Annotated in this window: 19 protein-coding genes and 1 tRNA gene (1 of these 20 only partly in view); 1 reads left to right on the top strand and 19 read right to left on the bottom strand. The window is 43.8% G+C overall.

Features of this window, described 5'->3' with window-relative positions:
• From R8695_RS03595 to fba, 8 genes are all read right to left on the bottom strand, one after another.
• On the bottom strand, positions 1–1417 hold the 5' portion of the coding sequence (locus tag R8695_RS03595; RefSeq protein WP_154780926.1) for a L,D-transpeptidase family protein. It extends 26 nt beyond the left edge of the window; 1417 of the gene's 1443 nt are visible here — the first part of the coding sequence; it begins with the start codon at positions 1415–1417; its stop codon lies off the left edge, out of view.
• Between the two features lie 141 nt (positions 1418–1558).
• Positions 1559–3268 (bottom strand): extracellular solute-binding protein, encoded by a 1710-nt coding sequence (locus tag R8695_RS03590; RefSeq protein WP_154780925.1) that lies wholly within the window; start codon positions 3266–3268, stop codon positions 1559–1561.
• Entirely contained in the window at positions 3265–4959 is a 1695-nt protein-coding gene (locus tag R8695_RS03585) for a cache domain-containing sensor histidine kinase (protein WP_154780932.1), read from the bottom strand. The genes R8695_RS03590 and R8695_RS03585 overlap by 4 nt, the downstream gene beginning before the upstream one ends.
• Entirely contained in the window at positions 4934–6472 is a 1539-nt protein-coding gene (locus R8695_RS03580) for a response regulator transcription factor (RefSeq protein WP_154780924.1), read from the bottom strand. Before R8695_RS03580 ends, R8695_RS03585 begins: the two co-directional genes overlap by 26 nt.
• Positions 6473–6589: 117 nt before the next feature.
• Positions 6590–7429 (bottom strand): carbohydrate ABC transporter permease, encoded by an 840-nt coding sequence (locus tag R8695_RS03575; protein ID WP_118511254.1) that lies wholly within the window; start codon positions 7427–7429, stop codon positions 6590–6592.
• On the bottom strand, positions 7429–8283 hold the full coding sequence (locus R8695_RS03570) for a carbohydrate ABC transporter permease (RefSeq protein WP_019160913.1): 855 nt from the start codon (positions 8281–8283) through the stop codon (positions 7429–7431). The genes R8695_RS03575 and R8695_RS03570 overlap by 1 nt, the downstream gene beginning before the upstream one ends.
• Before the next feature lie 84 nt (positions 8284–8367).
• The gene (locus tag R8695_RS03565; RefSeq protein ID WP_019160912.1) at positions 8368–9642 is read right to left on the bottom strand and encodes an ABC transporter substrate-binding protein; all 1275 of its coding nucleotides are present in this window, start codon (positions 9640–9642) and stop codon (positions 8368–8370) included.
• A gap of 228 nt (positions 9643–9870) precedes the next feature.
• Positions 9871–10734 carry a class II fructose-1,6-bisphosphate aldolase gene (gene fba / locus R8695_RS03560; RefSeq protein ID WP_154780923.1) on the bottom strand — a complete coding sequence of 288 codons (864 nt, stop codon included), beginning with the start codon at positions 10732–10734 and terminating at the stop codon, positions 9871–9873.
• A 248-nt stretch (positions 10735–10982) separates the two neighbouring features.
• Between fba and R8695_RS03555 the strand changes: the two genes are divergently transcribed.
• A tRNA-Tyr gene (locus R8695_RS03555) sits at positions 10983–11064 on the top strand.
• Positions 11065–11156: 92 nt separating this feature from the next.
• Here the strand turns inward: R8695_RS03555 and R8695_RS03550 are convergent.
• From R8695_RS03550 to R8695_RS03500, 11 genes are all read right to left on the bottom strand, one after another.
• Entirely contained in the window at positions 11157–13262 is a 2106-nt protein-coding gene (locus tag R8695_RS03550) for a glycoside hydrolase family 13 protein (RefSeq protein WP_154780922.1), read from the bottom strand.
• Positions 13263–13652: 390 nt separating this feature from the next.
• Entirely contained in the window at positions 13653–15467 is a 1815-nt protein-coding gene (ftsH, locus tag R8695_RS03545; RefSeq protein WP_118511286.1) for an ATP-dependent zinc metalloprotease FtsH, read from the bottom strand.
• A 55-nt stretch (positions 15468–15522) separates the two neighbouring features.
• Positions 15523–16053, bottom strand: coding sequence for a hypoxanthine phosphoribosyltransferase (gene hpt, locus R8695_RS03540; protein ID WP_118511250.1), 531 nt, complete (start codon positions 16051–16053; stop codon positions 15523–15525).
• Positions 16046–17443 (bottom strand): tRNA lysidine(34) synthetase TilS, encoded by a 1398-nt coding sequence (gene tilS, locus R8695_RS03535; RefSeq protein ID WP_154780921.1) that lies wholly within the window; start codon positions 17441–17443, stop codon positions 16046–16048. The genes hpt and tilS overlap by 8 nt, the downstream gene beginning before the upstream one ends.
• A 41-nt stretch (positions 17444–17484) precedes the next feature.
• Positions 17485–18978, bottom strand: coding sequence for a SpoIIE family protein phosphatase (locus R8695_RS03530; RefSeq protein ID WP_118511246.1), 1494 nt, complete (start codon positions 18976–18978; stop codon positions 17485–17487).
• 115 nt (positions 18979–19093) lie between these two features.
• Positions 19094–19408 carry an FtsB family cell division protein gene (locus R8695_RS03525; RefSeq protein WP_243139588.1) on the bottom strand — a complete coding sequence of 105 codons (315 nt, stop codon included), beginning with the start codon at positions 19406–19408 and terminating at the stop codon, positions 19094–19096.
• A complete protein-coding gene (gene yabQ, locus R8695_RS17640) occupies positions 19369–19761 on the bottom strand; it encodes a spore cortex biosynthesis protein YabQ (protein WP_154780920.1) in 393 nt (130 codons plus the stop codon). Before yabQ ends, R8695_RS03525 begins: the two co-directional genes overlap by 40 nt.
• 3 nt (positions 19762–19764) lie before the next feature.
• A complete protein-coding gene (gene yabP, locus R8695_RS03515; protein WP_118511282.1) occupies positions 19765–20010 on the bottom strand; it encodes a sporulation protein YabP in 246 nt (81 codons plus the stop codon).
• A 134-nt stretch (positions 20011–20144) separates the two neighbouring features.
• The gene (locus R8695_RS03510; protein WP_154780919.1) at positions 20145–20384 is read right to left on the bottom strand and encodes an RNA-binding S4 domain-containing protein; all 240 of its coding nucleotides are present in this window, start codon (positions 20382–20384) and stop codon (positions 20145–20147) included.
• 112 nt (positions 20385–20496) lie between these two features.
• A complete protein-coding gene (locus R8695_RS03505) occupies positions 20497–20775 on the bottom strand; it encodes an HU family DNA-binding protein (RefSeq protein ID WP_117677071.1) in 279 nt (92 codons plus the stop codon).
• A 152-nt stretch (positions 20776–20927) separates the two neighbouring features.
• The gene (locus R8695_RS03500) at positions 20928–21938 is read right to left on the bottom strand and encodes a CotS family spore coat protein (protein WP_167515498.1); all 1011 of its coding nucleotides are present in this window, start codon (positions 21936–21938) and stop codon (positions 20928–20930) included.
• Between the last annotated feature and the right edge of the window lie 22 nt (positions 21939–21960).

Genomic DNA, 21960 nt, shown 5'->3' with positions numbered 1-21960 from the left:
CGTCAATATTTTCATAAATAATTGCAGCCTCTTCTTCCGGCAGATTGATACATCCATGACTTCCGTTTCCTGTCTTATAACGGTTTCCTCCAAAAGCCGATTGCCAGGGCGCATCATGCAGCCCCTGCCCGTAAACAAAGGGCATCCAATATTTCACCTTGGTATCATATCCGTATGCATCGCTGGTGAGCGTAAAAGGACTTGCTTTATAGGCAATGGGCCAGGCTCCCGTATAGGTATGTCTTTCCTCTGTAGGCGCCCCGCTGACAATGTCTGTTTCCGTCACCAAGCCTCCATCCCTGTAAAGCCAAAGGTGCTGTGCATCCAGGCTTACCTCTATATAACTGCCTGCCAGATCATCCGTTCCGTTTCTCTGCATCCCCTTGCTGCTGTATACCGGTTCACGGACCACATCTTTGCCGCTTTTCAGATCAGAAAGCAGCTGGCTTAGCTCTCCGCTCTGATCAATCCTGTAACCATATTCATTATCCTCCACAGTCACATCCGTACCCATAGAGGTATGAAAGGTTCTGGGAACATAAATGGTATTGTATTTATTGGCAAGCTGTGAAATAAAGGTACCTGCTTGCTCCTGATCAATTATGATCTTTGTTCCCTGAATACTGATCCAGGAATTTACAGTTTTGGAATCCAGGGTCTCTGTCGTATTTCCAAAGGTATAGGTTATGGTAGCCTTGCGGTATTTTTTCAATTGTCCGTTTAGGCTTTTCAATTCCTTTTTCAATTCTTTTGAAGCCTTTACAGAAGGCTGCTTATATGCCTGCTGGTTCAGATCTATCTTGACTTCACCGGTGAGCAGCTTATCCTGAAACTCTGCTTCCAGCGTCTTGTCCACGTAATTTCGAAGACGTTCTTCATCAATCTGTGTCCCTGCCACCTGGTTTACTATAACAAATTTCTTTTTCTTCTTGCTGTATCTGATCTCAGCATTTTGGGCTTCCGTTCTTTCTTTCTCTCCAAAATGATCTTCTGTCAGTGCAGCCTGTTCTGTTGTCTCATCTTTGTTTACCTGATATTCTATTTCGTAATTTTTCCAGGAGGCCAGAAACGTCCTTGTCTGGTCACGCTGCTGTTTCAAGGCTATAAGTGCAGACTGAAGTGTTCCCTCATCCAGAGAATATCCCAGTTCCCCTACAGTTGTCTGATATACCTGACTGCCATCCTCCCGGAAAACAACCTTTTTATCCTGAAATGCTTTCCGGATGGTCTGTCCGGCCTTCTCCACATTCTGACCTGATATGTCCAGACCATATATGGTAATTTTTCTCCCCAGTGTGTCCGTATCCACTTTATGTATATAAACCAACACTCCTCCTCCCAGGAGTAAAAATAATGCAATACAGATCCCCAGAATAACTTTTATCTTTTTCTTTCTGTTTTTTTCTTTATTATCCATTTCCCGCCCCTGTTCTTTTGTACTCTTTTTAAGCCTAATAAGTTTCAGGCAGGCTGTAAAAAATGTTTTACAGTCTGCCTGAAAAATTATACCAGAAAAATATATAATTTTGTAAATTTTATTTATACCCAAATATTCGCATTACCTGGAATCCTCCCGGATTGCTTTTACCAGTTGATCCCCTCCCTGTTCATACCATTTGCTTACGAATTCATCAAAATAGGATATAGGACGCTTCCCCATGATAATCTGGATAAAAGTATTCTTCTCCAGAGTACCAAGAGTCTGAGGAATTTCCAGATTTGAAGTTTGCAGATAGATTTTCTCAGGAGTCCTGTAATCCGATTTCACCAGAAGACCTACTGCAGAAATACGGGACTTGTAAGCTGCCCAGTCCTCCACTGTCACATTCTGCCCCTCCATATAATTTCTGCAGGCCTGATAGTAAGATTTCTCAATGGCACTGAGCTTCTCTTCTTCCATATCTCCTGCAATTACCTTCTGAATATGCTCTGTCACACGATAAGTGGCTTCATTGTAATCCACATTGATCACCAACGGCCTTGCTGTAGGATCCACATTCAGGGCAAAATAGCTGTTCATTTCATCTGCATCCTTCGCTTCATACCTGGTATAATCAAAAAGTACACTCAAAATCTTCATTACAATTTCAGGATGCTCATAACCTTTTCGCACCACTACATATTTGTTGTCTCTGAATGTAGAATAGGTTTCTGCCGTTTTCTGTATTTCTGCCGGAAAATAATATGGCTCCCAGTCAGAGTCCGGATCTTCTTCATACTCATCCATAAGGGGGTTATTAGGCGTCCACCACAATCCAAAAAATGCCCCACATTTTCCGCTGACTACCAGATCCCTTAGATTATTCTGGGCCCGCAGTGCAAAATTCTCATCCAGAATTCCCCTTTCATAAAGCTGGTTCAAATATTCCAGTGCATTCTTCGTCTCTTCTGTAAGAGAACCATATACCACTTCTCCATTCTCACCCTTTTGCCATCTCTGGGGATTAGCTCCGAATTTCTGAAAAACAGGATCAACAGAATAACTACTACTTGTAGTTCCTACCAGTGAAGTATCACATACCAATCCAATAGGTTCTTCTCCAGGTGCTGCTCCCATCCTGTTTTTCTGAAAAGCTTCAATAACATCAAAAGCTTCTTCCAGAGTCTGCGGTTCTTCTAATCCCAGCTTATCCATCCAGTCCTTACGAAGCCAGAGCAGGCAGGGACCATGATCAATAACAGTCTCAGGCATTGCCATCAGCTTCCCGTCATATTTCACAGAATCCAAAAGCTCGGTTCCATAACTGGAATACATAGCTTTGATTCTGTCTGTAGTACAGAATTCATACACCTCTGTCAAATCTTCTATCAGATCGTTTTCCACCATTTCATCCAGCATTTTCTTGTCCGAGATCACCATGACATCAGGGAGCATCCGATCTTTCACAATCACATTGACAAATTCATCATATCTGTCTTCACTTTCCATGTATGTGTTCTCATTCTGGATGTTCAACATCTTTTTCAGATAACGGGTATATTCATTATTTTCATAAGTCTGCCCTTTGGGCAGATTGGAATTATTGGCACCATTCATCTGGGCAAGAGTATAGGTCACAGTTTCAGGATACTTTCCATAGGGAGTTGTCCGGGCTTCTTCCCAATCTCCGGACTTAGTTTTTTTCTGTTCCTCAACCCCATCCGTTTTTTCTGCTTTCTGCTGAGTCTCCTTTGTTGAATTATTGCATCCGCTTTGAAGCAAAGTCGTTCCCAGAATCAGGATTACAAAAAGCTTTTTTCCTGCCTTTGTCACACTCTGTATCATCATAATGTTTCTCCCTTTGGAATCCGCATTTCTACTACTGTTCCCTTACCTACACTGCTGGTGATACGAATTTTATATTCCTCTCCGTAGAGCAGACAGATTCGATCATTCACATTTTTCAGTCCATAGCCTTCTGCCTGGTAAGTAACCAACGATTCTGCCACTGACTGTTCCATTCCCATTCCATTATCTTCTACCCGGAGAAGTACTGCATCCCCGGCATCCAGAAAGGACAGCTGCAGGATTTTATCTCCTTCTTCTTTTACATCCAGTCCATGCTCTAATGCATTTTCTACCACTGGCTGCAGGATCAGTTTAGGGACTTTTTCTGCTTTTACCTGCGGATCAATCTTCCACTCTACTGTAAAATCATTGTCATGCATCACCAACTGAATAGACAGATAAGCTTCAATATTACGGATACAATTCTCCACAGTTACCATATCCTCTCCCTTGCTTAGAGCTGTACGATAAAAAGTAGATAAATCCAGAGTCACCTTACTGATTTCTTTCTGACCGCTCTTAATAGCCATCCAGTTAATAATGGAAAGAGAATTATACAGAAAATGGGGATTGATCTGTGCAGTAAGCGCTTTCAGCTCAAATTCCTTAAGAGCTATTTTGTTTTCGTAAACTTCACTGATCAGACGGTCAATCTCCCCCATCATCCTGCGGAAGCTTCTGATCAGAACCCCCACCTCATCCTCTGCATCGCTGGTAACCGTAACCTCTCTGCTTCCATGATTTACCTGATCCATATTTTCCGTAAGCATTTCGATCTTGCGGGTAAATAATCTGGAGAAAGCCATACCCAGAATAAAAATGATCAGTACACAACCTGCGATCAGCGGAATCTCAGCAAGCAACATCTGATAAACTGATTTTTCTACAGATTTTTTAGTTTTATACAGATAAAACTTCCAGCCCGTATTCTGACTGGTACTATTTACTGCTACATATTCTTTGCTGATCTGCTCTAAAATTTTATCCGATTCCCTTAAATCTGCCAGGTCATTATCCTGAATGTTCTCATCACGGTACACAATATTCTGGCTCTGATCCAACACCATAGTTCCAGATTCGTCTGAGATAATATTTTTCAACGGTTTGAATATTTTATTGTAATCCAGAGTAATACACAGAACCGCCGTGCGGTTTCTTCCGTCGTAAATATTTCTCACTGCCGCAATCTCCGGTTTTTCCGTATTTACCAGCCACTGTACCTGCACTTCATCATTCAGCTGGCTGCTCCACCATTCCTGTCCTATCTCATCCATAGGTACAAGAGTATATTCATGTCTCACTTTAATACTGTCTGCAAAAATCTGTATCTGATTGATAGCATCATGATAGGATTTAGGCACTGTGAGAAGAGGATCCACAATCTGGGTATATTTGGCATATGCCACATAATTATCCATGTTTTTCTCATTGATCACTTCTTCAATATCCGGAGAATAGGTAAGATAATTGATCAGTCCTGTATATACTTCGATCTGGCTGTCAATACTTTCCCTGGTCTGTTCCAGGATGGATGAGGTATCCTCCACTTCATTATGGCGCACCAACCTGCTCATACTATTATGACTGTACAGAGCAAGCATCGTCATAGGCACCAGACTGGATGTCACCAGCAGGATTGTAAGCTTATGACGGTATTTCATATCTCTAAATTTCTTTCGGATTCTCTTCATCGTCACCTGTTCCTTTCCTGTAGGACTCAGGGCTGCTTCCGTAATATTCCCGGAAGCTTCGACAAAAATAGGATACATTGGAGAATCCTACTTTTTCACTTACCTGTGCCACCTTCATATTTGTGCTGCACAGAAGCTCCTTTGCCTTCTCCATACGGAATACCCGGATAAAACGGTTCAGGTTCATTCCTGTTTCCTTTTTGAAAATAAAACTCAGATATCCTGAGGACAAATATACCTTTTCTGCCAGCATCTCCAGGCTCAGATCCTCTCCGTAGTGCTGATAGATGTAATTTTTCACTGCAGCCACCTCATTTCTGGATTCACTCATAGAACGTTCCAGAAAATTTTCATACTCCCGGATATTCTCCTCAGTAACCTGAAGGATCTGTGAAATATCACTGCAGTTGTACAGTCTGTCAATCTCCTTATCCAGGCGGCGTTCCTCTGAGAACTGTGTTTCCTCAAACAATGCCTGGATCACATTGGAAAATACAAATTTAATATACATAGCCGAAAACTGGGTACTGCTTTTGTATTTGTCCGTAAGGCACTGAAAATGGACTTTCAGCTGCTGAATGTCCTTTCTGCTGATGTCCTCAGAAATTCTCTGCATCAGCTGGGAATCCTGGGCAGCCTTGTCCACATGACTGTACTCTTCCTCCTCATTGGAGAATACATGATTCTCCGGATGATAAAATCGCTCCTCCATCTGCTGTTCCAGCTCTGTCATGATCTCAGGCAATGCTTCACAGCCCTCAAACTTCCTGCTTACTGCCAGATGAAAGCTTCCCGAATACTGGTGCTTCATCACAGTATACAGCTGATTGGCTACCAACAGATAATCGCAATATACATCATTAAACAAAAACAGAGACTGTCTGGCATTCAGATTCAGATAGAAAAATATTCTCCGCAGTTCCTTGCGCATATCCTCTGCCAGATTCTCATCTGCAGTATCAAAAAAATTCTGGGAGGATTCCACCAGAATGGCACAGTGCCACTGATTCCAGGTATCCAGGTTGATCATTTCTCCGGCTTTTTCCAGAATTTCTTTTTTTCCTGTGTAAATATAATTCTGGAGAAAATACTGCTGGAGAAAATCCTGTTCCTTCTGATCTCTTATCTTGCGGTTTTTATTTTTGTCAATTTCACTGCGGACCTTTTCCAGTGTTTCACTGAAAATATCAGGATCCACCGGTTTTAAAACATACTCTTTCACCCCATAACGGATTGCCTCCTGGGCAAAGGAAAAATCATTATAGCCACTAAAGATTACGATCTGCAGCTCCTCTTTTTCCTCTTTTGCCTTCTTTGCCAATTCCAGTCCATCCATATGAGGCATTTTAATATCTGTCAGTAGTAGATCTATCTCCTCATTTCTGAGGATTTCCAGTGCCTGACGCCCGTTGGAAGCCTCAGAAATCTTAAATTCTCCCTCTTCCCTGGAAAGCAGAAATTTAATTCCCTCTCTCTCTATTTTTTCATCATCAACCACTAATACACGATACATAGCTTCTAACCTCCTACCCCCTTATATATACAAATAAAGATAGTTCCTGCAATTATGGAACTATCTTTATTTTCAGTCACTTATTATCCATATCAGCCTGCGTCTGATACTATTTTATCATCCTTTTACTGCACCTGCAACAACACCTTCAATAATATATTTCTGGCATACCAGGTAAACAATAACGATCGGGATAATATCGATCATAATACTTGCCATCATCGGTCCCATCTGTACATGGCCGAAGCTTCCGCGGAAGTACTGTACTGCCATAGGAATGGTACGGTATTTCTTAATATCCAGTACCAGGGTCGGCAGAAGATAGTCATTCCATACCCACATCAGCTGAAGGATTGCAGTGGAGATAATGGTAGGCTTCAGAATCGGGATCAGGATCTTGAAAAATACCTGTAACGGATTACATCCATCGATCAGGGCAGCCTCTTCAATTTCCAGCGGGATTCCCTTTACAAAACCGGTGAACATAAATACTGCCAGTCCTGCACCAAATCCCAGATAAATAATACAGATATTATAAGGAGTGTTCAGTTTCAGTGTATCTGCTGTCTTTGCCAGAGTGAACATAACCATCTGGAAAGGAACTACCATACTAAATATGAACAGATAGTATAAAATCTTGGAAAGCACTCCATTTACACGGACAATATACCATGCACACATAGAGCAGCACAGCAGGATCAGTACTACTGACATAACTGAGATTACAAGGCTGTACCAGAAAGATTTCAGGAAATCCATCTGTGTTACGCTGGCTACATAGTTTGTAAATCCATTCCATATTTCACCCAGAGGAAGTTCAAATACTCCTGTAGTTGTAATGGCTGATTCCTTTTTTAAAGAGTTTAAAAGGATCAGTATAATAGGATAAATCCAGAGAAGGGACAGTATGGTTAATATAATTGTAGGAATAATACTTTTCTTTTTATTGTTTTCCATTACTGCTGCACCTCCTTAGATGATGTTGCTTTAAGCTGAATCAGAGCAATGGCTACAACCAGAATAAAGAATACAACTGCTTTTGCCTGACCGATTCCCTTCCACTGTGGTCCGCTTCGTGCATAGAACGTATCATAAATATTCAAGGCAAGTAGCTGAGACTGCTTGGCAGGATCTCCACCTGTAAGAGAAAGGTTCTGGTCGAACATTTTAAATCCATTTGTCAGTGTAAGGAAAGTACAGATTGTAACAGACGGCATGATCATCGGTAATTTAATCTTGAACAGGATCTGTCTGGATGTAGCTCCGTCAATCTGTGCCGCTTCGATAAGGTCAGGTGAAACATTATTCAGACCTGCCACATAAATGATCATCATATATCCGATCTGCTGCCAGCACAGAAGGATCAGCATACCGATAAATCCGTTCTTTGCAGACAAAGCCAGTAGCGGTTGTCCCCATTTGGATAACAGACCATTTAATAAGGTCTGCCAGATGTATCCAAGAACAATACCACCAATCAGGTTTGGCATAAAGAATACTGTTCTGAATGCATTGGTTCCCTTGAATCCTTTTGTCAGCGCCAGTGCAATGGCAAATGCCAGAACATTGATCAGAATACTGGATATAAAGGCAAATGCCACAGTCAGCCAGAACGCATGGCTGAAAGTATTGTCAAGCAATATTTTCTGATAGTTTGAAAATCCTACGAAAGTAACATCCTGCACTGTGGTAAATTTACAAAATGAAAGGTAAATTCCCCAGATAAACGGCCATAAAAATCCGATTATAAATGCAGCCAGTGTAGGCACAACGAAAATCGGCCACCACTTTTTGATTGTTTTTCCTACCATGGTAAATCTCTCCTCTTCTTCCCATTCTCTGCTTAGAATCTATAAAAGGGAGACAGGAATCTCTGCCTCCCTTTTTTTTATTCATTATTCGGAAAGTGCCTTCTCTGTTGCCCAGTTGTCAACAAACGCGCTCTTAACATCATCCCAGGAGCCAGATCCTGCTGCATATGCTGTAAGAGCAGATCCAAGAGTATTTTTCCACTCTTCAGATGGCATTGTTGTAAAGTTCCATGATACAGGTGTCAGACCAGCTTCTGTGTACTCTGCATCCTGTTTTACAAATACATTGCTTGGTGCCTCTGCTGTTTTGAAAGGAATTGTGAATCCCATATCTTCAGCCATAGATTTTGTTCCTGCTTCAGAGGTTACACACCAATTCATGAAATCAAGTGTTGCTTTTACATCAGCTTCAGAAGCATTCTTGTTTACACACCAGTAATTTTCTGTACCGGTTGCAAGACCTTCGTTTGCATCGTCTACACCAAAGTAGATCGGGATCATAGCCAGCTCGTCATCTTTGAATGTTTTAGAAAGTTCACTATATTCCCAGGAACCATTCTGATAGAATACTGCTTCACCATTTACAAATTCATTTCTGGAGTCATCTGCTGTTTTTGCAGAAAGCTCAGAACCGTCACAGGTAGAATCTGTAATGTAAAGATCAAATACATTCTTGTAGTTATCAAGGTATGTACCTTTGATTGCATCTGTATCATCGATTCCGTCTTCTTTATACTCATAGTAGATTGGAAGGTTTGCAAGATGTGTTTTAAATCTCCAGTCAGAGGATCCGTCCATACCTGCGGAAGTAAATGCTCCCTTAATTCCCAGATCATCTTTTTTGCTCTGGATATCATCAGCAACTTTCTTTAAATCATCAAAGGATTTAATATCGTCCAGAGTATATCCTGCTTTTTCAAGTAAGGTCTTATTTACGATCAGACCATAGGATTCGATTACATATGCAATTCCGTCCACTGCATCTCCATCCTTTAAGCTGTAGGAATCAGATGTCAGCTGTGAGTAAATATCGGAATCTTTCAGATCATAGCAGTAATCTTTCCAGTTTTTCAGTCCAACCGGTCCGTTTACCTGGAATAAAGTAGGTGCATCACTCTTTGCCATTTCTGACTGAAGTGTTGTCTCATACTGTCCGGAAGCTGCTGTAACAACAGTTACCTCTGTACCAGTTTCCTCTGTGTATTCTTTTGCCAGATTCTGCCAGTCTTCATCCTGCTCTGGTTTGAAGTTTAAGTAATAAACCTTTCCAGCGTCATCAGCCATTGCCGGTACTGCCGGGATCATAGTTGCTGCCATAAGTACTGCCATTCCCATTGCTGTTACTTTCTTCATCTTCATAATCCTTTTCTCTCCTTTTCCTATAATGTTTTCTGTTTCTTAACTTGAGTATATTGTAAATTTTTCATCAGGATTTCGCCATGATAAAAAATTAAGAAACATGATAAATTTTTCAGATATTGATTTTCTTATATATACATTTTTTTATATCATAAAAAAGGAATAAAAAAACAGACCCCGTCAGGTCAATCCTGTCAGAGTCTGTTCTCTCTTTTATACGTTTATGTCTCAGGCTTTGTCTACTGATCCGAATAATTCCATTTTTTCTTTAACAGTAGCTTTGATTGCCTCGAAACCAGGAGCAAGAAGCTTACGTGGGTCATATCCTTTACCCTGCTGATCTTTGCCTTCTTCGATGTATTTACGTGTAGCATCAGCAAATGCAAGCTGGCACTCTGTATTTACATTGATCTTGGATACGCCAAGGTCGATAGCTTTCTTGATCATGTCTGCAGGGATACCTGTGCCGCCGTGAAGAACGAGTGGCATATCACCTGTTAACTTCTGGATAGCATCAAGAGTTTCAAAGCTTAAGCCTTTCCAGTTAGCCGGATATTTACCGTGGATGTTACCGATACCAGCTGCAAGGAAGTCAATGCCAAGGTCAGCGATCATCTTGCATTCCTCAGGATCTGCACACTCGCCCATACCTACAACACCGTCTTCTTCACCGCCGATGGAACCAACCTCTGCTTCCAGAGACATTCCGTGCTCAGCAACGATCTTAACCAGTTCTTTAGTTTTTGCAACGTTCTCTTCGATCGGATAGTGAGATCCGTCGAACATGATGGATGAGAATCCTGCTTCTACACATTTCAGGCATCCTTCGTAGCTGCCGTGGTCAAGGTGAAGAGCTACAGGAACAGTGATGTTCAGTTCTTCCATCATACCGTTAACCATACCAACAACTGTTTTATAACCAGTCATATATTTACCAGCACCCTCAGATACACCAAGGATTACAGGAGAGTTCAGTTCCTGAGCTGTTAAAAGAATAGCCTTTGTCCACTCAAGGTTGTTAATGTTGAACTGTCCTACTGCATAATGGCCAGCTTTTGCTTTTTTCAGCATTTCTGTTGCATTTACTAACATGATAAATTCCTCCTAATCTGTAGTAGCTGTTTCTTGGTTCACAGCCGCCCTAATCAATCTTCGATATGGAATTACATCTATATCCAGACACGCTTATATTACCAGATTTCTGTATTCCCGTCTACTATTTTGCCCAAAAAATCACAACCAAAATTTCCGGTTTCCTTTTTATTTTCAAAAATATCACCCAAAACCAAAAAAAAACTTGCATTCTCCTCGCACATCATATATAATAATCTTCGGTTCAAGGATGGATTCCCGAGTGGCCAAAGGGGGCAGACTGTAAATCTGTTAGCAACGCTTTCGAAGGTTCGAATCCTTCTCCATCCACTGAAAAGTTCAGCGATATCTGCTGAACTTTTTTTATTTTCGTAAATCAAACGGACAGTGAAAAGGGACGCACAAACGGCGCCCCTTTCTTCTTAATTTTTATGATATAAAACCACGCATCCAAATGCAGGCATCTGCATTCTGAGGATTCCGGCTGCTGCTGTGTATACTTCAGGTGCCTCTGTGAATCCTTCGGCTGAAGTGCAGACCACTCTCTCCATCTTCGCATCTTCCAGCCTGCTGATGCCGGCCTGCCAGAGCTGTACTTCTACCTCTCTTGCGTGATCCATATTGTTTACAATCACGATCATCTGCTCTTTGCGGGAAAATCTCGCATAGGCCAGCCCCTGATAATCATTCCACAGGAATGCCAGAGATCCTGTCTTGAGTACTTCATACTGCTTGTGGATCCGGATCATCACTCTGTGGAAATCGATCATCTGGTAATCTTCACGTCCCCATGGATACGTACGTCTGTTATCCGGATCTGTGAATCCGCACAGACCGGCTTCGTCTCCATAGTATACTGTCGGTGCCCCCGGCCATGTCATCTGAATGGCAACTCCCTCACGCATTACTGCCGGATTCACTCCCTCGGAAGCTGCTTCAGCCCCTGCATAGGAAATTCTTCCCACTCTGTGGTTGGTCCTTGTCAGGAATCTGGAATGGTCGTGATTGGATAACTCATTCATGGCAGTCTGAAGTGCTGACATATGAAGTGCTCTCATATGGGTCTTCATAGCCCCGATAAATGCTTCACTGTTGCCCAGCAGATCTTCACGATACTCATCACTGTGCTTCTCCATACCTGTCAAAAACCAGGTCAGCGGCTCCATAAACGCATCATAGTTCATGACTGTATCCCACTCATCCCCCTGCAGCCATCCTTCCGGATTGCCATAATGCTCTGCCAGGATAATAGCATTGGGATTGGCCTCTTTTACAGCCTTTCTGAAATCTTTCCAGAACTGATGGTTAAACTCATTGCTGTGGCCCAGGTCAGCAGCCACATCCAGTCTCCATCCATCCACATTGTATGGTGCGGAAACCCACTTCTGTCCGATCCTGAGAATATAATCATACAGCTCCCTGGAACCTTCATAATTTAATTTCGGCAGTGTATCATGAGCCCACCATCCATCATAGGAATTATTATATGGCCAGGCATTCTGATCATTAAAGGAAAAGAAGTTACGGTATGGACTGTCCGCTGAGATATAAGCTCCCTTCGGATACCCTTCCTGATTCTCATAAATACGCTCTCTGTCCATCCATTTATTAAAAGAACCGCAGTGGTTAAATACACCATCCAGGATAATTTTCATTCCCCTTCTGTGGATCTCTGCAGTAAGTTTGGCAAAAAGCTCATTGCTGGCTTCCAGGTTCTTCTTATCTGTCACACGCCTGATATATTTCCACGCATGGGAATTATCCCTGTCATCTCCCAGCAGGATTCCCTCATTGCAATCCTCTACGATCCTGCCGTAGTGAGGATCTACATAGTCATAATCCTGACAGTCATATTTATGATTACTTGGAGATACGAAGATCGGATTTAAATAAATAACCTCTACCCCCAAATCCTGCAGATAATCCAGCTTATTCATAATACCCTGAAGGTCTCCGCCATAAAACTCACGCACTCCCATCACAGCCGGGATCTTATTCCACTGTTCTACCTGTACACTGGTATCTCCGATATAGAAATACTCTCCGGTAACTACATCATTGGTTGGATCTCCGTTCAGGAAACGGTCTACATAGATCTGGTACATGACTGCACCTTTCGCCCACTTCGGAGTATCAAATCCAGGATAAATCTCGAAATCCATTCTGGATTCGTGCTTCATACAGACACCCTGATTGTTATAATAACAGGTCACCCATCCATACTGGATCTCGAAATAATAACGGAAAATATCCTCTCCCACAGTCACCTGTGCTGAATAATAATCGAAACCATTCTCTGTTTCACTGATCTTCATCTCTGTCCGCGTCTCACCGCTTACCAGATATACGGAATCTACATTGTTTCTCTGCGTCCTGAAACGGATGGTCACTGTGTCCCCCGCCTTCGGCTCTGCCGGGCTTCTGTAATCTTCCGTTCCATCACTGAACAACGCCTCTTTATTAAATACAGGGTGCATATTCAAAATATACTGCATCTTTTTCCTGATATCTGATCTTTCATGTTCCATATCCGTCGATCCTCTCTGTCCCCGCTGTCTGCCCGAGAAAGAAACAGCAGCTTTTCTTAATATACATGTTACACTCTTATCTGCTGCCTGTAACATATTCTATTCCATTTTATCGGAAAATAAACTAACTGACAACCATCGTTATGCCCTAAAAACACCTGTAATTCAGTGATTCTGCACAACGTTTCTCTCCCCTGTTTCTTCATCTTCCCGTATAAAGTAAAAAAGACAGCGGGATAGGCTGTCTTTTTTGGAGAAGGTATTTCTTCTTATGGGGTGTAGCAAAAACTATATAATGTATTGGGGGGTTTTTACGGTTTATATAATACCATTGGGCAAGAGAAAAGTGTGCACAAACTTCACAAAATTTGGCACACTTTTTTGGTTATTTTATATATCTGTATTTTCTGTTTCTGTTTTTTCTGTTGTAAAAAGTGCTTCAAATTCCTCTCTATGCACTTTTTCCTTCTCGAGAAGGAGCTTCGCACAGCTGTGCAGCACGTCTTCATGTTCCAGAATAATTTCCTTCGCACGGTCATGGCACTCTGTGATAATACGGTGGATTTCTTCGTCAATGGCCTTGGCTACATCTTCACTGTAGCTTCTGGTGTGAGCCAGGTCTCTTCCGATAAATACCTCATCGTCATCATCTCCATAAGAGATCAGTCCCAATTTATCAGACATACCGTATTTCATCACCATGCTTCTGGCTGCAGCTGTGGCACGTTTGATATCATTGGATGCTCCGGTGGTAATGTCACCGAAAATGATCTCCTCTGCCACACGTCCGCCCAGCAGAGTCATAATATCCTGCAGCATCTTACTCTTGGTGTTAAACATCTCATCATTATCCGGCAGCGGCATGGTATAACCTGCTGCACCCATTCCTGTAGGGATAATGGAAATAGTATATACCGGATCCATATCCGGAAGTACATGAAACAGGATGGCATGTCCGGACTCATGATAAGCTGTGATCTTTTTCTCCTTGTCAGAGATGATCTTGCTCTTCTTCTCTGCCCCGATGCCTACTTTGATAAAGGCACCCTTGATATCGGACTGAAGAATAAATCCTCTTCCCTTTCTGGCTGCTTCGATGGCTGCTTCATTCAGAAGGTTCTCCAGATCTGCACCTGTAAATCCTGCAGTGGTCTTCGCGATCTGCTTCAGATCTACATCCTCACCCAGCGGTTTGTCCTTGGCATGGACACGAAGGATCTCTTCTCTTCCCTTCACATCCGGACGTCCTACTGCAACCTTACGGTCGAAACGTCCCGGACGCAGGATCGCAGGATCCAGGATATCCACACGGTTGGTCGCTGCCATCACGATGATCCCTTCATTCACACCGAAACCGTCCATCTCTACCAGGAGCTGGTTCAGTGTCTGCTCTCTCTCATCATGGCCGCCGCCCATTCCTGTACCACGCTGTCTGGCAACTGCATCGATCTCATCGATAAAGATGATACATGGCGCATGACGCTTGCCTTCTTCAAACAGGTCACGTACACGGGATGCACCTACACCGACGAACATTTCTACGAAGTCAGAACCGGAAATAGAAAAGAACGGAACTCCCGCTTCTCCTGCCACAGCCTTGGCAAGAAGGGTTTTACCTGTTCCCGGAGGGCCCACCAGGATCACACCTTTCGGGATCCTGGCGCCTACCTTGGTGTATTTCTGAGGGGATTTCAGGAAATCCACCACCTCAACCAGATCCTCTTTCTCCTCTTCCAGTCCTGCTACATTGTCGAACGTTATCTTCTTATTGTTGTCATCCGGTGATGTCATTCTGGCACGGCTTTTCCCGAAATTCATCATCTTCGCATTGCCTCCGCCACCGCCTGACATCTGGCGGTTCATCATCATGATCACAAAGATCACCAGTGCACCTGTCAGGAGAACAGGAAGCAGTGTAGTCATAAACACATTGTCCCCCGGTACATTCTGTGTGATCACATCAACATCATATTTGTTCAGCAGTTCAATGGCCTCGTTTACGTCTGTCACATAAACCTTCTTCTGTCCGGCATCTGTCGTATCCACTATCACCGCACCTGTAGGCACTTCCCTGTTTTGCTGAATCGTAGCATCAACCACCTTGTTGTCCTCAAGGGCCTGTTCCAGCTGTTTCTGCGTATAGCTGCTCTGGGAAACCACCTGATTGTTCAGATAGAAATATCCGGCGATCAGGGCAGCGATCATAACCAGATACAGACCAATTCTGCTTGGCTGCTTATTCACTTAGTCAAATCTCCTTTCAGTCTTCCCCCAGTTCCACAACTCCGATAAATGGAAGATTCCTGTATTTCTGTGCATAATCCAGTCCGTATCCTACCACGAACTCATCCGGGATATTGAAGCAACAGTAATCTACTTTCACATCCTTCACTCTTCGTTCCGGCTTGTCAAGCAATGTGCACAGACGGATACTGTTCGGATGTCTCTTCTGCAGGATATCGATCAGGTAGCTTAATGTTCTTCCGGAGTCAATGATATCCTCCACGATCAGAACATCTTTGCCCTCCAGAGGCTGATCCAGGTCTTTTACGATCTTTACCACACCACTGGATTTGGTATCATCACCGTAGCTGGATACTGACATAAAGTCAAGAGATACCGGCACTGTGATCCTTTTTGCAAGTTCACAGGTGAAAAATACTCCACCCTTTAACACACAGATCAAATGGATTTCCCTGCCTGCATAGTCCTTGCTGATCTTTGCTGCGATCTGTCTGATACGGGAATCAACTTCCTCTTCGCTGAGTAAAACTTTGATTTTCTCACTCATTTTTATGTCCTCCTTGGTATTTTAATACTAACACCTTCCTGGTTTTGGGGGTAATTTTATACCTTTCACTGATCCGGCTTCCTATGATCCAGAGTATCTCATCCCCACAGGCGATCACCGGGATCTTATCCCTCTCCTCTGAGGGTATTTTCTCATCGATCATGCAACGGCGGAGCTTTTTTCTGTCCCCTCTGCTGTTTATAATGAGGAAATCACCTTCTTTTCGGGTGCGGACGCACGGATTCTTTTCTATTCTATCATAATCCAGCCATTTCGTATACTTTTTTTCTTCAATCTTCTGCCCTGTATACGAAAATATTTCTGCCTGTATCCTGCCACAGGCACAGATGGTATCTCCCGGGATGATAAGTTGTGTTTCTTCTGCGTTTTTCCCTGATGTTTCATCTGTTTCCGGCTTCTGATACAGCAGGACTGCCCCGTAGGTTCTTCCTGCCGTGATCCCGTAGGGCAGGCTGATCTTACGCCCAGTCTGCATCTGCCATAAATTCAGGATCTTCTCATAATGAACTGCTGAAATATCTTTTCTCCTGCCTGCCAGATCCTCCACTGCCTGCTGCAGTGCATAGATCTGCAGGATCTTCGGCCGGTGAAAAAATTCCTCCGTAAAGCAGTACTGTCTGTCTCCGGCAAATGCCTTCAGCAGTGTCTTTCCCTGCTCGCTGAGATAATCCTCCGCCAGTGCCAGCCTGGAAGCGGTTTCCACCATATGGGCCGATGCCTTTTTATTCACCTGAGTTTCCAGTTCCGGCAGAATATGATGGCGAATCCTGTTCCTGGTATATTCATCCGACTGATTGGTACTGTCCTGTATACAGGAGATTCCTTTTTCCTGCAGGAAATCCCTAATCTGGCTGCGGCTGAGACAAAGAATAGGACGGATAATGTCTTCTGCTGCCGGCCGCATGGTGCACAGCCCCCGAAGACCAGTCCCCCTGCACAGATTGTGGATCATGGTTTCTGCCAGATCCTCCTGGTTATGGGCCAGGGCAGTGCGGACTTTTTTCCCCTGCTCTCTGTCCTTATCTCCTTCCAGCCGGAAAGTTTCCCTGCGCACCAGCCTGCCTGTTTCCTCTTCGCCAAGCTTCCACTTCGCGCTTAATGCCGGGACATCATAAGAGTATACCCTGCATGGAATCTCCCATCCTGCACAAAGTTCCTGCACGAACCGGCTATCCCTGTCTGCCTCTTCACCACGGATTCCGTGGTGAACATGGACCACACGGAGGGTAAACTCCAGTTCTTTCTGATATTCCTTCAGGATATATAGCATGGTCACGGAATCACCGCCCCCGGAAACCCCTGCCAGAACTGTATCCCCTTTTTCGATCATGTGATTTTCTTTTATGTAACCGGTCACTTCGCTGTACATAAGTCTGTCTGCTCCTGTTCTTTTTCGTATATTACTTTTTACTATTTTTTCCAGACACCTGCTACCAACACAGTCATGTCATCCCTGGCACGGTAATCACTGTATCCCAGGACTCTCTCCAGGATTCCCCGTCCGAAATCCTTCGGTGAATCTTCGTGGACATCCATGATGATCTCTTTCATGGTCTCCTCTTCCTTCTGCGCAGGAAGGGCGTCCAGAACTCCGTCCGTCATCATAATAAGATAATCCCCGTGGTACAGTTTCCTGGACGCTGTCTCGAAATCGATCTGCTGCACCAGACCTGCTGCAAGGCTCTCAGAAGTAATGGATTCTACCCAGTGATCCCGTTTTATGAAAGTGGAAGCTGCCCCTGCTTTCAGGAAATTGCAGACTCCTGTATAAAGATCTACCGCACAGATATCCACGGTGGAAAACATTCCTTCCCTGCCCTTTAATACCAGAGCACTGTTCACCATCTTCGCCGCAGTTTCCTGTGAAAAGCCTGATTCCATAAACTGTTCCAGAAGTTCTACCACTGTCTCGCTTTCCTTACATGCTTCCATTCCGGACCCCATTCCATCCGAAAGGCACATGACGAATCTGCCGCCCTCTTCCTGCCTGCACACATAATTATCCCCGGAAACTTTTTCCTTTTCCCTGGTCAGCCTGGCTGCGCCATAAAGGATCTGATAGGTCACATCCTCGATGAAATGCACGGTATGATATTCTCCATTTACGATACACCTGCTTCCATTTACCGGAGTCATATTCCCTCCGCAGATTCCGGACAGGATCTGTGAAATTTCCGTCATGGAAATACACTGGCCGCTTCTTGCTCGCATGGTGAGAAACACCTGCTTACGTCCCTCTGCCTTGTCCATCACCCAGGCCTGGCGCAGGATCACATGATGTCTGCGCAGGGCTTTACGCAGTTCCTCCTCAAACTGAGGGGTTCCTCTTTCTATATCATACAGGTCACTGGCCACATTTGCCATGATTCTGGAAACTTCCGTAAGCTGCTGTGCCACAGCAAGGCGGTTCTCGATCATACGGTTGTCCCATACCAGATTCTGTTTCTCTCTCTGAAAGTTCTCTGATACTGCCTCGAAATACTGCACGGAACGGCTACAGACACTGGTCCAGTCATTGCGGATACTCCGGATTTCTTCTTCCTCTCCGCTCTCCAATGCACGCACCATCACTTCCACGCCCTGTCCCAGTTCTCTGCCGTGTTCTCCCCAGCAGATCTCTCTCTGGTAACATCTGCTGCATACCCTTTCATTGGCATCGTGCATGATCTGCCGGATCTGACCGCTGCTTAAGTAATCCTTACGGTAGGGCATACCGTAAAAAGTATCTGCAAGTTTCTGGAACGAAGCAGCATATCGTTCCACCTTCTCCTTCTGAGGATGACGGTCACACAGGGGCAGTATTTCCTGTGTATCCGGCACATTCCCTGCTAAAATAGTTTTTGCCATGTCCCGTATGATCAGCAGTATACTGATAACGAGCATGGCAATCATCCATTCCTGCATATTCTCCCCTCCCCTAATATCCTCGTCAAAGGAATATTATAGGGAACGGTTCCTGAAATATCTGTCAAACACAGACGAAGGACTCTCAAAAGTTTTCGACAAGGAACTGTTTTCTTTACTGTTCTTTCTTAAAAACGGTCTCATTGTCCTTCACAAGTCCCAGTCTCTCCCTGGCAACCTCTTCTGCGTATTCATCTGTCTCCATATACCTCTTCAGCTTATCGATCTCCTCTGTCCTGGCCTGCTCATCCTCGATATCCTGCTGAAGGGATTCTGCCTTCGCATCATAACCAGCCAGTTTTTCCTGAAGATCACTGCTCTGGCGCATAAGTCCTCCCAGCAGAAGTACTGCTACCAGCGCGATGGCAAGCATTCCAAGTGAATTGTATCCTATTTTCTTTTTTCTTTTTTTCTTCTTAGAATTACCCAATGTGCCATCCTTCCTTTTTTTATATGTTTATACAGGGAAAGTTTACATCTTCTGACTGGAAATAGCAACCATTTTATCATTTTTTCAAGGAAAAAATGACACAGCAGGGCTCCCGCGATCATCCCCGGGACCATAAAAAGACGCAGTATCCCGTCATTATTTCTGTAGACCCGGGCAAATACCCACAATGCACTGGCGAGCCAGTACAAAAGATCTTCCGCTCCTGTAAAAAAAGCCGAATGATGCCAGATTCTGCGCAGGCCTCTCAGGATACTGTAACAAAAAAGAAGAACAGCTCCTGTGGCTGCCGCCTGAATCATAAGAAGTAATTCATGATGAATAAATATACTCATCTTCTAACGGAACATCCTTTTGAGAAGTGATTCTTCTTTTTTATCTGTATTCTTCGACAGATAAGTAAGACTGTCCACTTTTCCCTCCAGGTCTGCTTCTCCTTTTTCCAGATTCAGGCGCTTCACATGAAGCTCTTCTCCTTTTATCAACAGCTTTCCCGCCTCTGTAAACAGCAGGATCTCTTTTTCATCGAAAGATTTGATGTCCTTTATGCCGGTCATTTTTACATTCTGACGGTTCTCCAGCATCAGATTGTGGGCGGAATGTATTTTCTTCTCGTCTGATATCGTTGCTCCGGTCAATACAGCCCTCCGATCATGCTTTACATACTTATCAGTAGTTTATGTGCCGGGATGCCAGATTAGAATTTCAGAAATAAAGATCAGAGATATTTATACAGATTCTCTACTTCTTCTTTTCTTACGGTTTCTTTTACATCCAGCACTTCCACCTTTACATTCCTGCTTCCGAACTGGATCTCTATGATGTCCCCTGCCTTCACCTGGGCAGATGCCTTGGCAGGCTTGTCATTTACTAGAACTCTTCCTGCATCGCAGGCTTCATTGGCCACTGTACGGCGCTTGATCAGGCGGGAAACTTTCAGATATTTGTCTAATCTCATAATTTTACTCCTGTAACCGATACTCGCGAATTGCTTCGCTGACGCTCCTGCAATTCTTTAAACATTCGGAATTAAAAAGGGGGAACTTTCGTCCCCCCGGTTATCGTCTTAATTATTTACCGTTAACCATATCTTTTAAAGCTTTTCCTGCTTTAAATTTCGGTGCTTTGGAAGCTTCGATCTTCATTGTTTCACCAGTCTGAGGATTTCTTCCCTCTCTAGCAGCTCTTTCACTTACTTCAAATGTGCCGAATCCAACTAACTGGATCTTTCCGCCATTTTTCAGTTCTTTAGAAACTACGTCAACGAAAGATTTCAGAACATCCTCTACATCCTTTTTGGATAAGTTTGTCTCTTTCGCCATAGCTGCTACTAATTCTGTTTTATTCATGGTGTTTCCTCCTCTAATGATCTCTCTTTCTTGTTTGGTGGCATCTGCCAAAAGCGACAGAGCTCTGTCTTTTATATATATACCTTTTTCCCTATATTGTCAAGGTTTTTAGCAATATTCAGGCTATTGGTACACAATTCGTAATAAGCAGCTCATCTGTCCTCCTGGCAGATAAATTTCCGGAAACAGTTCTGTCCAAATTTTTCCCATGCAGCCTGCTGGCGGACAAGGTTTTCCAGTTTTTCCATGTTCTTTTCCGAGATCCACGCTTTCTTGTGTGAATAGTAATAATTTGCCAGTTTCCAGTACTTCTCCGGATAGGTGAAACGTACCTGAAGGTTCTGCCACTCTGTCTGGGAAATGGGGCGTATTCCGTGATATTCCCGGAGCATTTTTTCCCCAAGGGCCTGATCCCAGTTATATTTTTCCAGGATCTTGCGCATAAACTGGTACAGATCCGCCATCTGGATGTCATAGCTCCAGCGTCCGAAATTGGTAACAGCTATGTCCTCCCTGCTGATCAGCACATTGTGCTGGTTATATTCCCCGTGACAGACTGTGCCTTCCTGCCATGCCTGCTCCCGCAGTTCTTCGTATCCGGACTGTTCCAGAAGGCATACTGCCTGCTCGCCCTTTTCCAGAAATCCTTCCATGGCTGCCAGAAGCTTTTTCTCGAACATACAGGTTGGACCTTTTTTCCGGATAAATTTACGGATCTTACGCAGCTCCTGGTTGTGCCGGGTGTATTCTTCTTTCAGGGATCTCTGCCTGTATTCCTTGTACTCATCCTGCGGCTGTATTCGCATGATAATATGTAATTTTGCCAGGACGCGCACACTTTTCATAATATCCTCCCTGGATCTGGTGTCGCATTCCTGCCCTTCATACCACCGCTGAAGTGTAAAGGACTGTCCATCTTTATCCTGGCTGACAAGGCTGCCCTGCGTATTCTCCAGGAAATAATCCGTACTGATACCGTTTGCCTGCAGATGTAGCAACAGTTCCTGCTGTTTCTTAAGCTTTTTCTCCGAACCGTGAAACTCTCTCAGTATCAAAAGTCCCTGCTCTGTATAGCAAAGCAGCGCCCCTCTGGTCCTTGCGGAACGTTCTGCTGTCAGATCATACTGGGAAAGAGTGCCAAGCCCGTAATCATACAATCGCATATCCCCCTCTGTTTTCGATACT

It is taken from the genome of Blautia luti (genome assembly GCF_033096465.1).
GTDB lineage: Bacteria > Bacillota > Clostridia > Lachnospirales > Lachnospiraceae > Blautia_A > Blautia_A luti.
The sequence above is the reverse complement of the archived record's forward strand: the minus strand, read 5'-3'. Positions and strand labels throughout refer to the sequence as shown.

Bases quoted from the DNA above. Each gene is read 5' to 3' on its own strand.
- R8695_RS03590 (WP_154780925.1), bottom strand. From the start codon at position 3,268: ATGATGATACAGAGTGTGACAAAGGCAGGAAAAAAGCTTTTTGTAATC.
- R8695_RS03585 (WP_154780932.1), bottom strand. From the start codon at position 4,959: ATGAAGAGAATCCGAAAGAAATTTAGAGATATGAAATACCGTCATAAG.
- R8695_RS03580 (WP_154780924.1), bottom strand. From the start codon at position 6,472: ATGTATCGTGTATTAGTGGTTGATGATGAAAAAATAGAGAGAGAGGGA.
- R8695_RS03575 (WP_118511254.1), bottom strand. From the start codon at position 7,429: ATGGAAAACAATAAAAAGAAAAGTATTATTCCTACAATTATATTAACC.
- R8695_RS03570 (WP_019160913.1), bottom strand. From the start codon at position 8,283: ATGGTAGGAAAAACAATCAAAAAGTGGTGGCCGATTTTCGTTGTGCCT.
- R8695_RS03565 (WP_019160912.1), bottom strand. From the start codon at position 9,642: ATGAAGATGAAGAAAGTAACAGCAATGGGAATGGCAGTACTTATGGCA.
- fba (WP_154780923.1), bottom strand. From the start codon at position 10,734: ATGTTAGTAAATGCAACAGAAATGCTGAAAAAAGCAAAAGCTGGCCAT.
- R8695_RS03550 (WP_154780922.1), bottom strand. From the start codon at position 13,262: ATGGAACATGAAAGATCAGATATCAGGAAAAAGATGCAGTATATTTTG.
- ftsH (WP_118511286.1), bottom strand. From the start codon at position 15,467: ATGATCGCTGCCCTGATCGCCGGATATTTCTATCTGAACAATCAGGTG.
- hpt (WP_118511250.1), bottom strand. From the start codon at position 16,053: ATGAGTGAGAAAATCAAAGTTTTACTCAGCGAAGAGGAAGTTGATTCC.
- tilS (WP_154780921.1), bottom strand. From the start codon at position 17,443: ATGTACAGCGAAGTGACCGGTTACATAAAAGAAAATCACATGATCGAA.
- R8695_RS03530 (WP_118511246.1), bottom strand. From the start codon at position 18,978: ATGCAGGAATGGATGATTGCCATGCTCGTTATCAGTATACTGCTGATC.
- yabQ (WP_154780920.1), bottom strand. From the start codon at position 19,761: ATGAGTATATTTATTCATCATGAATTACTTCTTATGATTCAGGCGGCA.
- yabP (WP_118511282.1), bottom strand. From the start codon at position 20,010: ATGCTGGAGAACCGTCAGAATGTAAAAATGACCGGCATAAAGGACATC.
- R8695_RS03510 (WP_154780919.1), bottom strand. From the start codon at position 20,384: ATGAGATTAGACAAATATCTGAAAGTTTCCCGCCTGATCAAGCGCCGT.
- R8695_RS03505 (WP_117677071.1), bottom strand. From the start codon at position 20,775: ATGAATAAAACAGAATTAGTAGCAGCTATGGCGAAAGAGACAAACTTA.
- R8695_RS03500 (WP_167515498.1), bottom strand. From the start codon at position 21,938: ATGCGATTGTATGATTACGGGCTTGGCACTCTTTCCCAGTATGATCTG.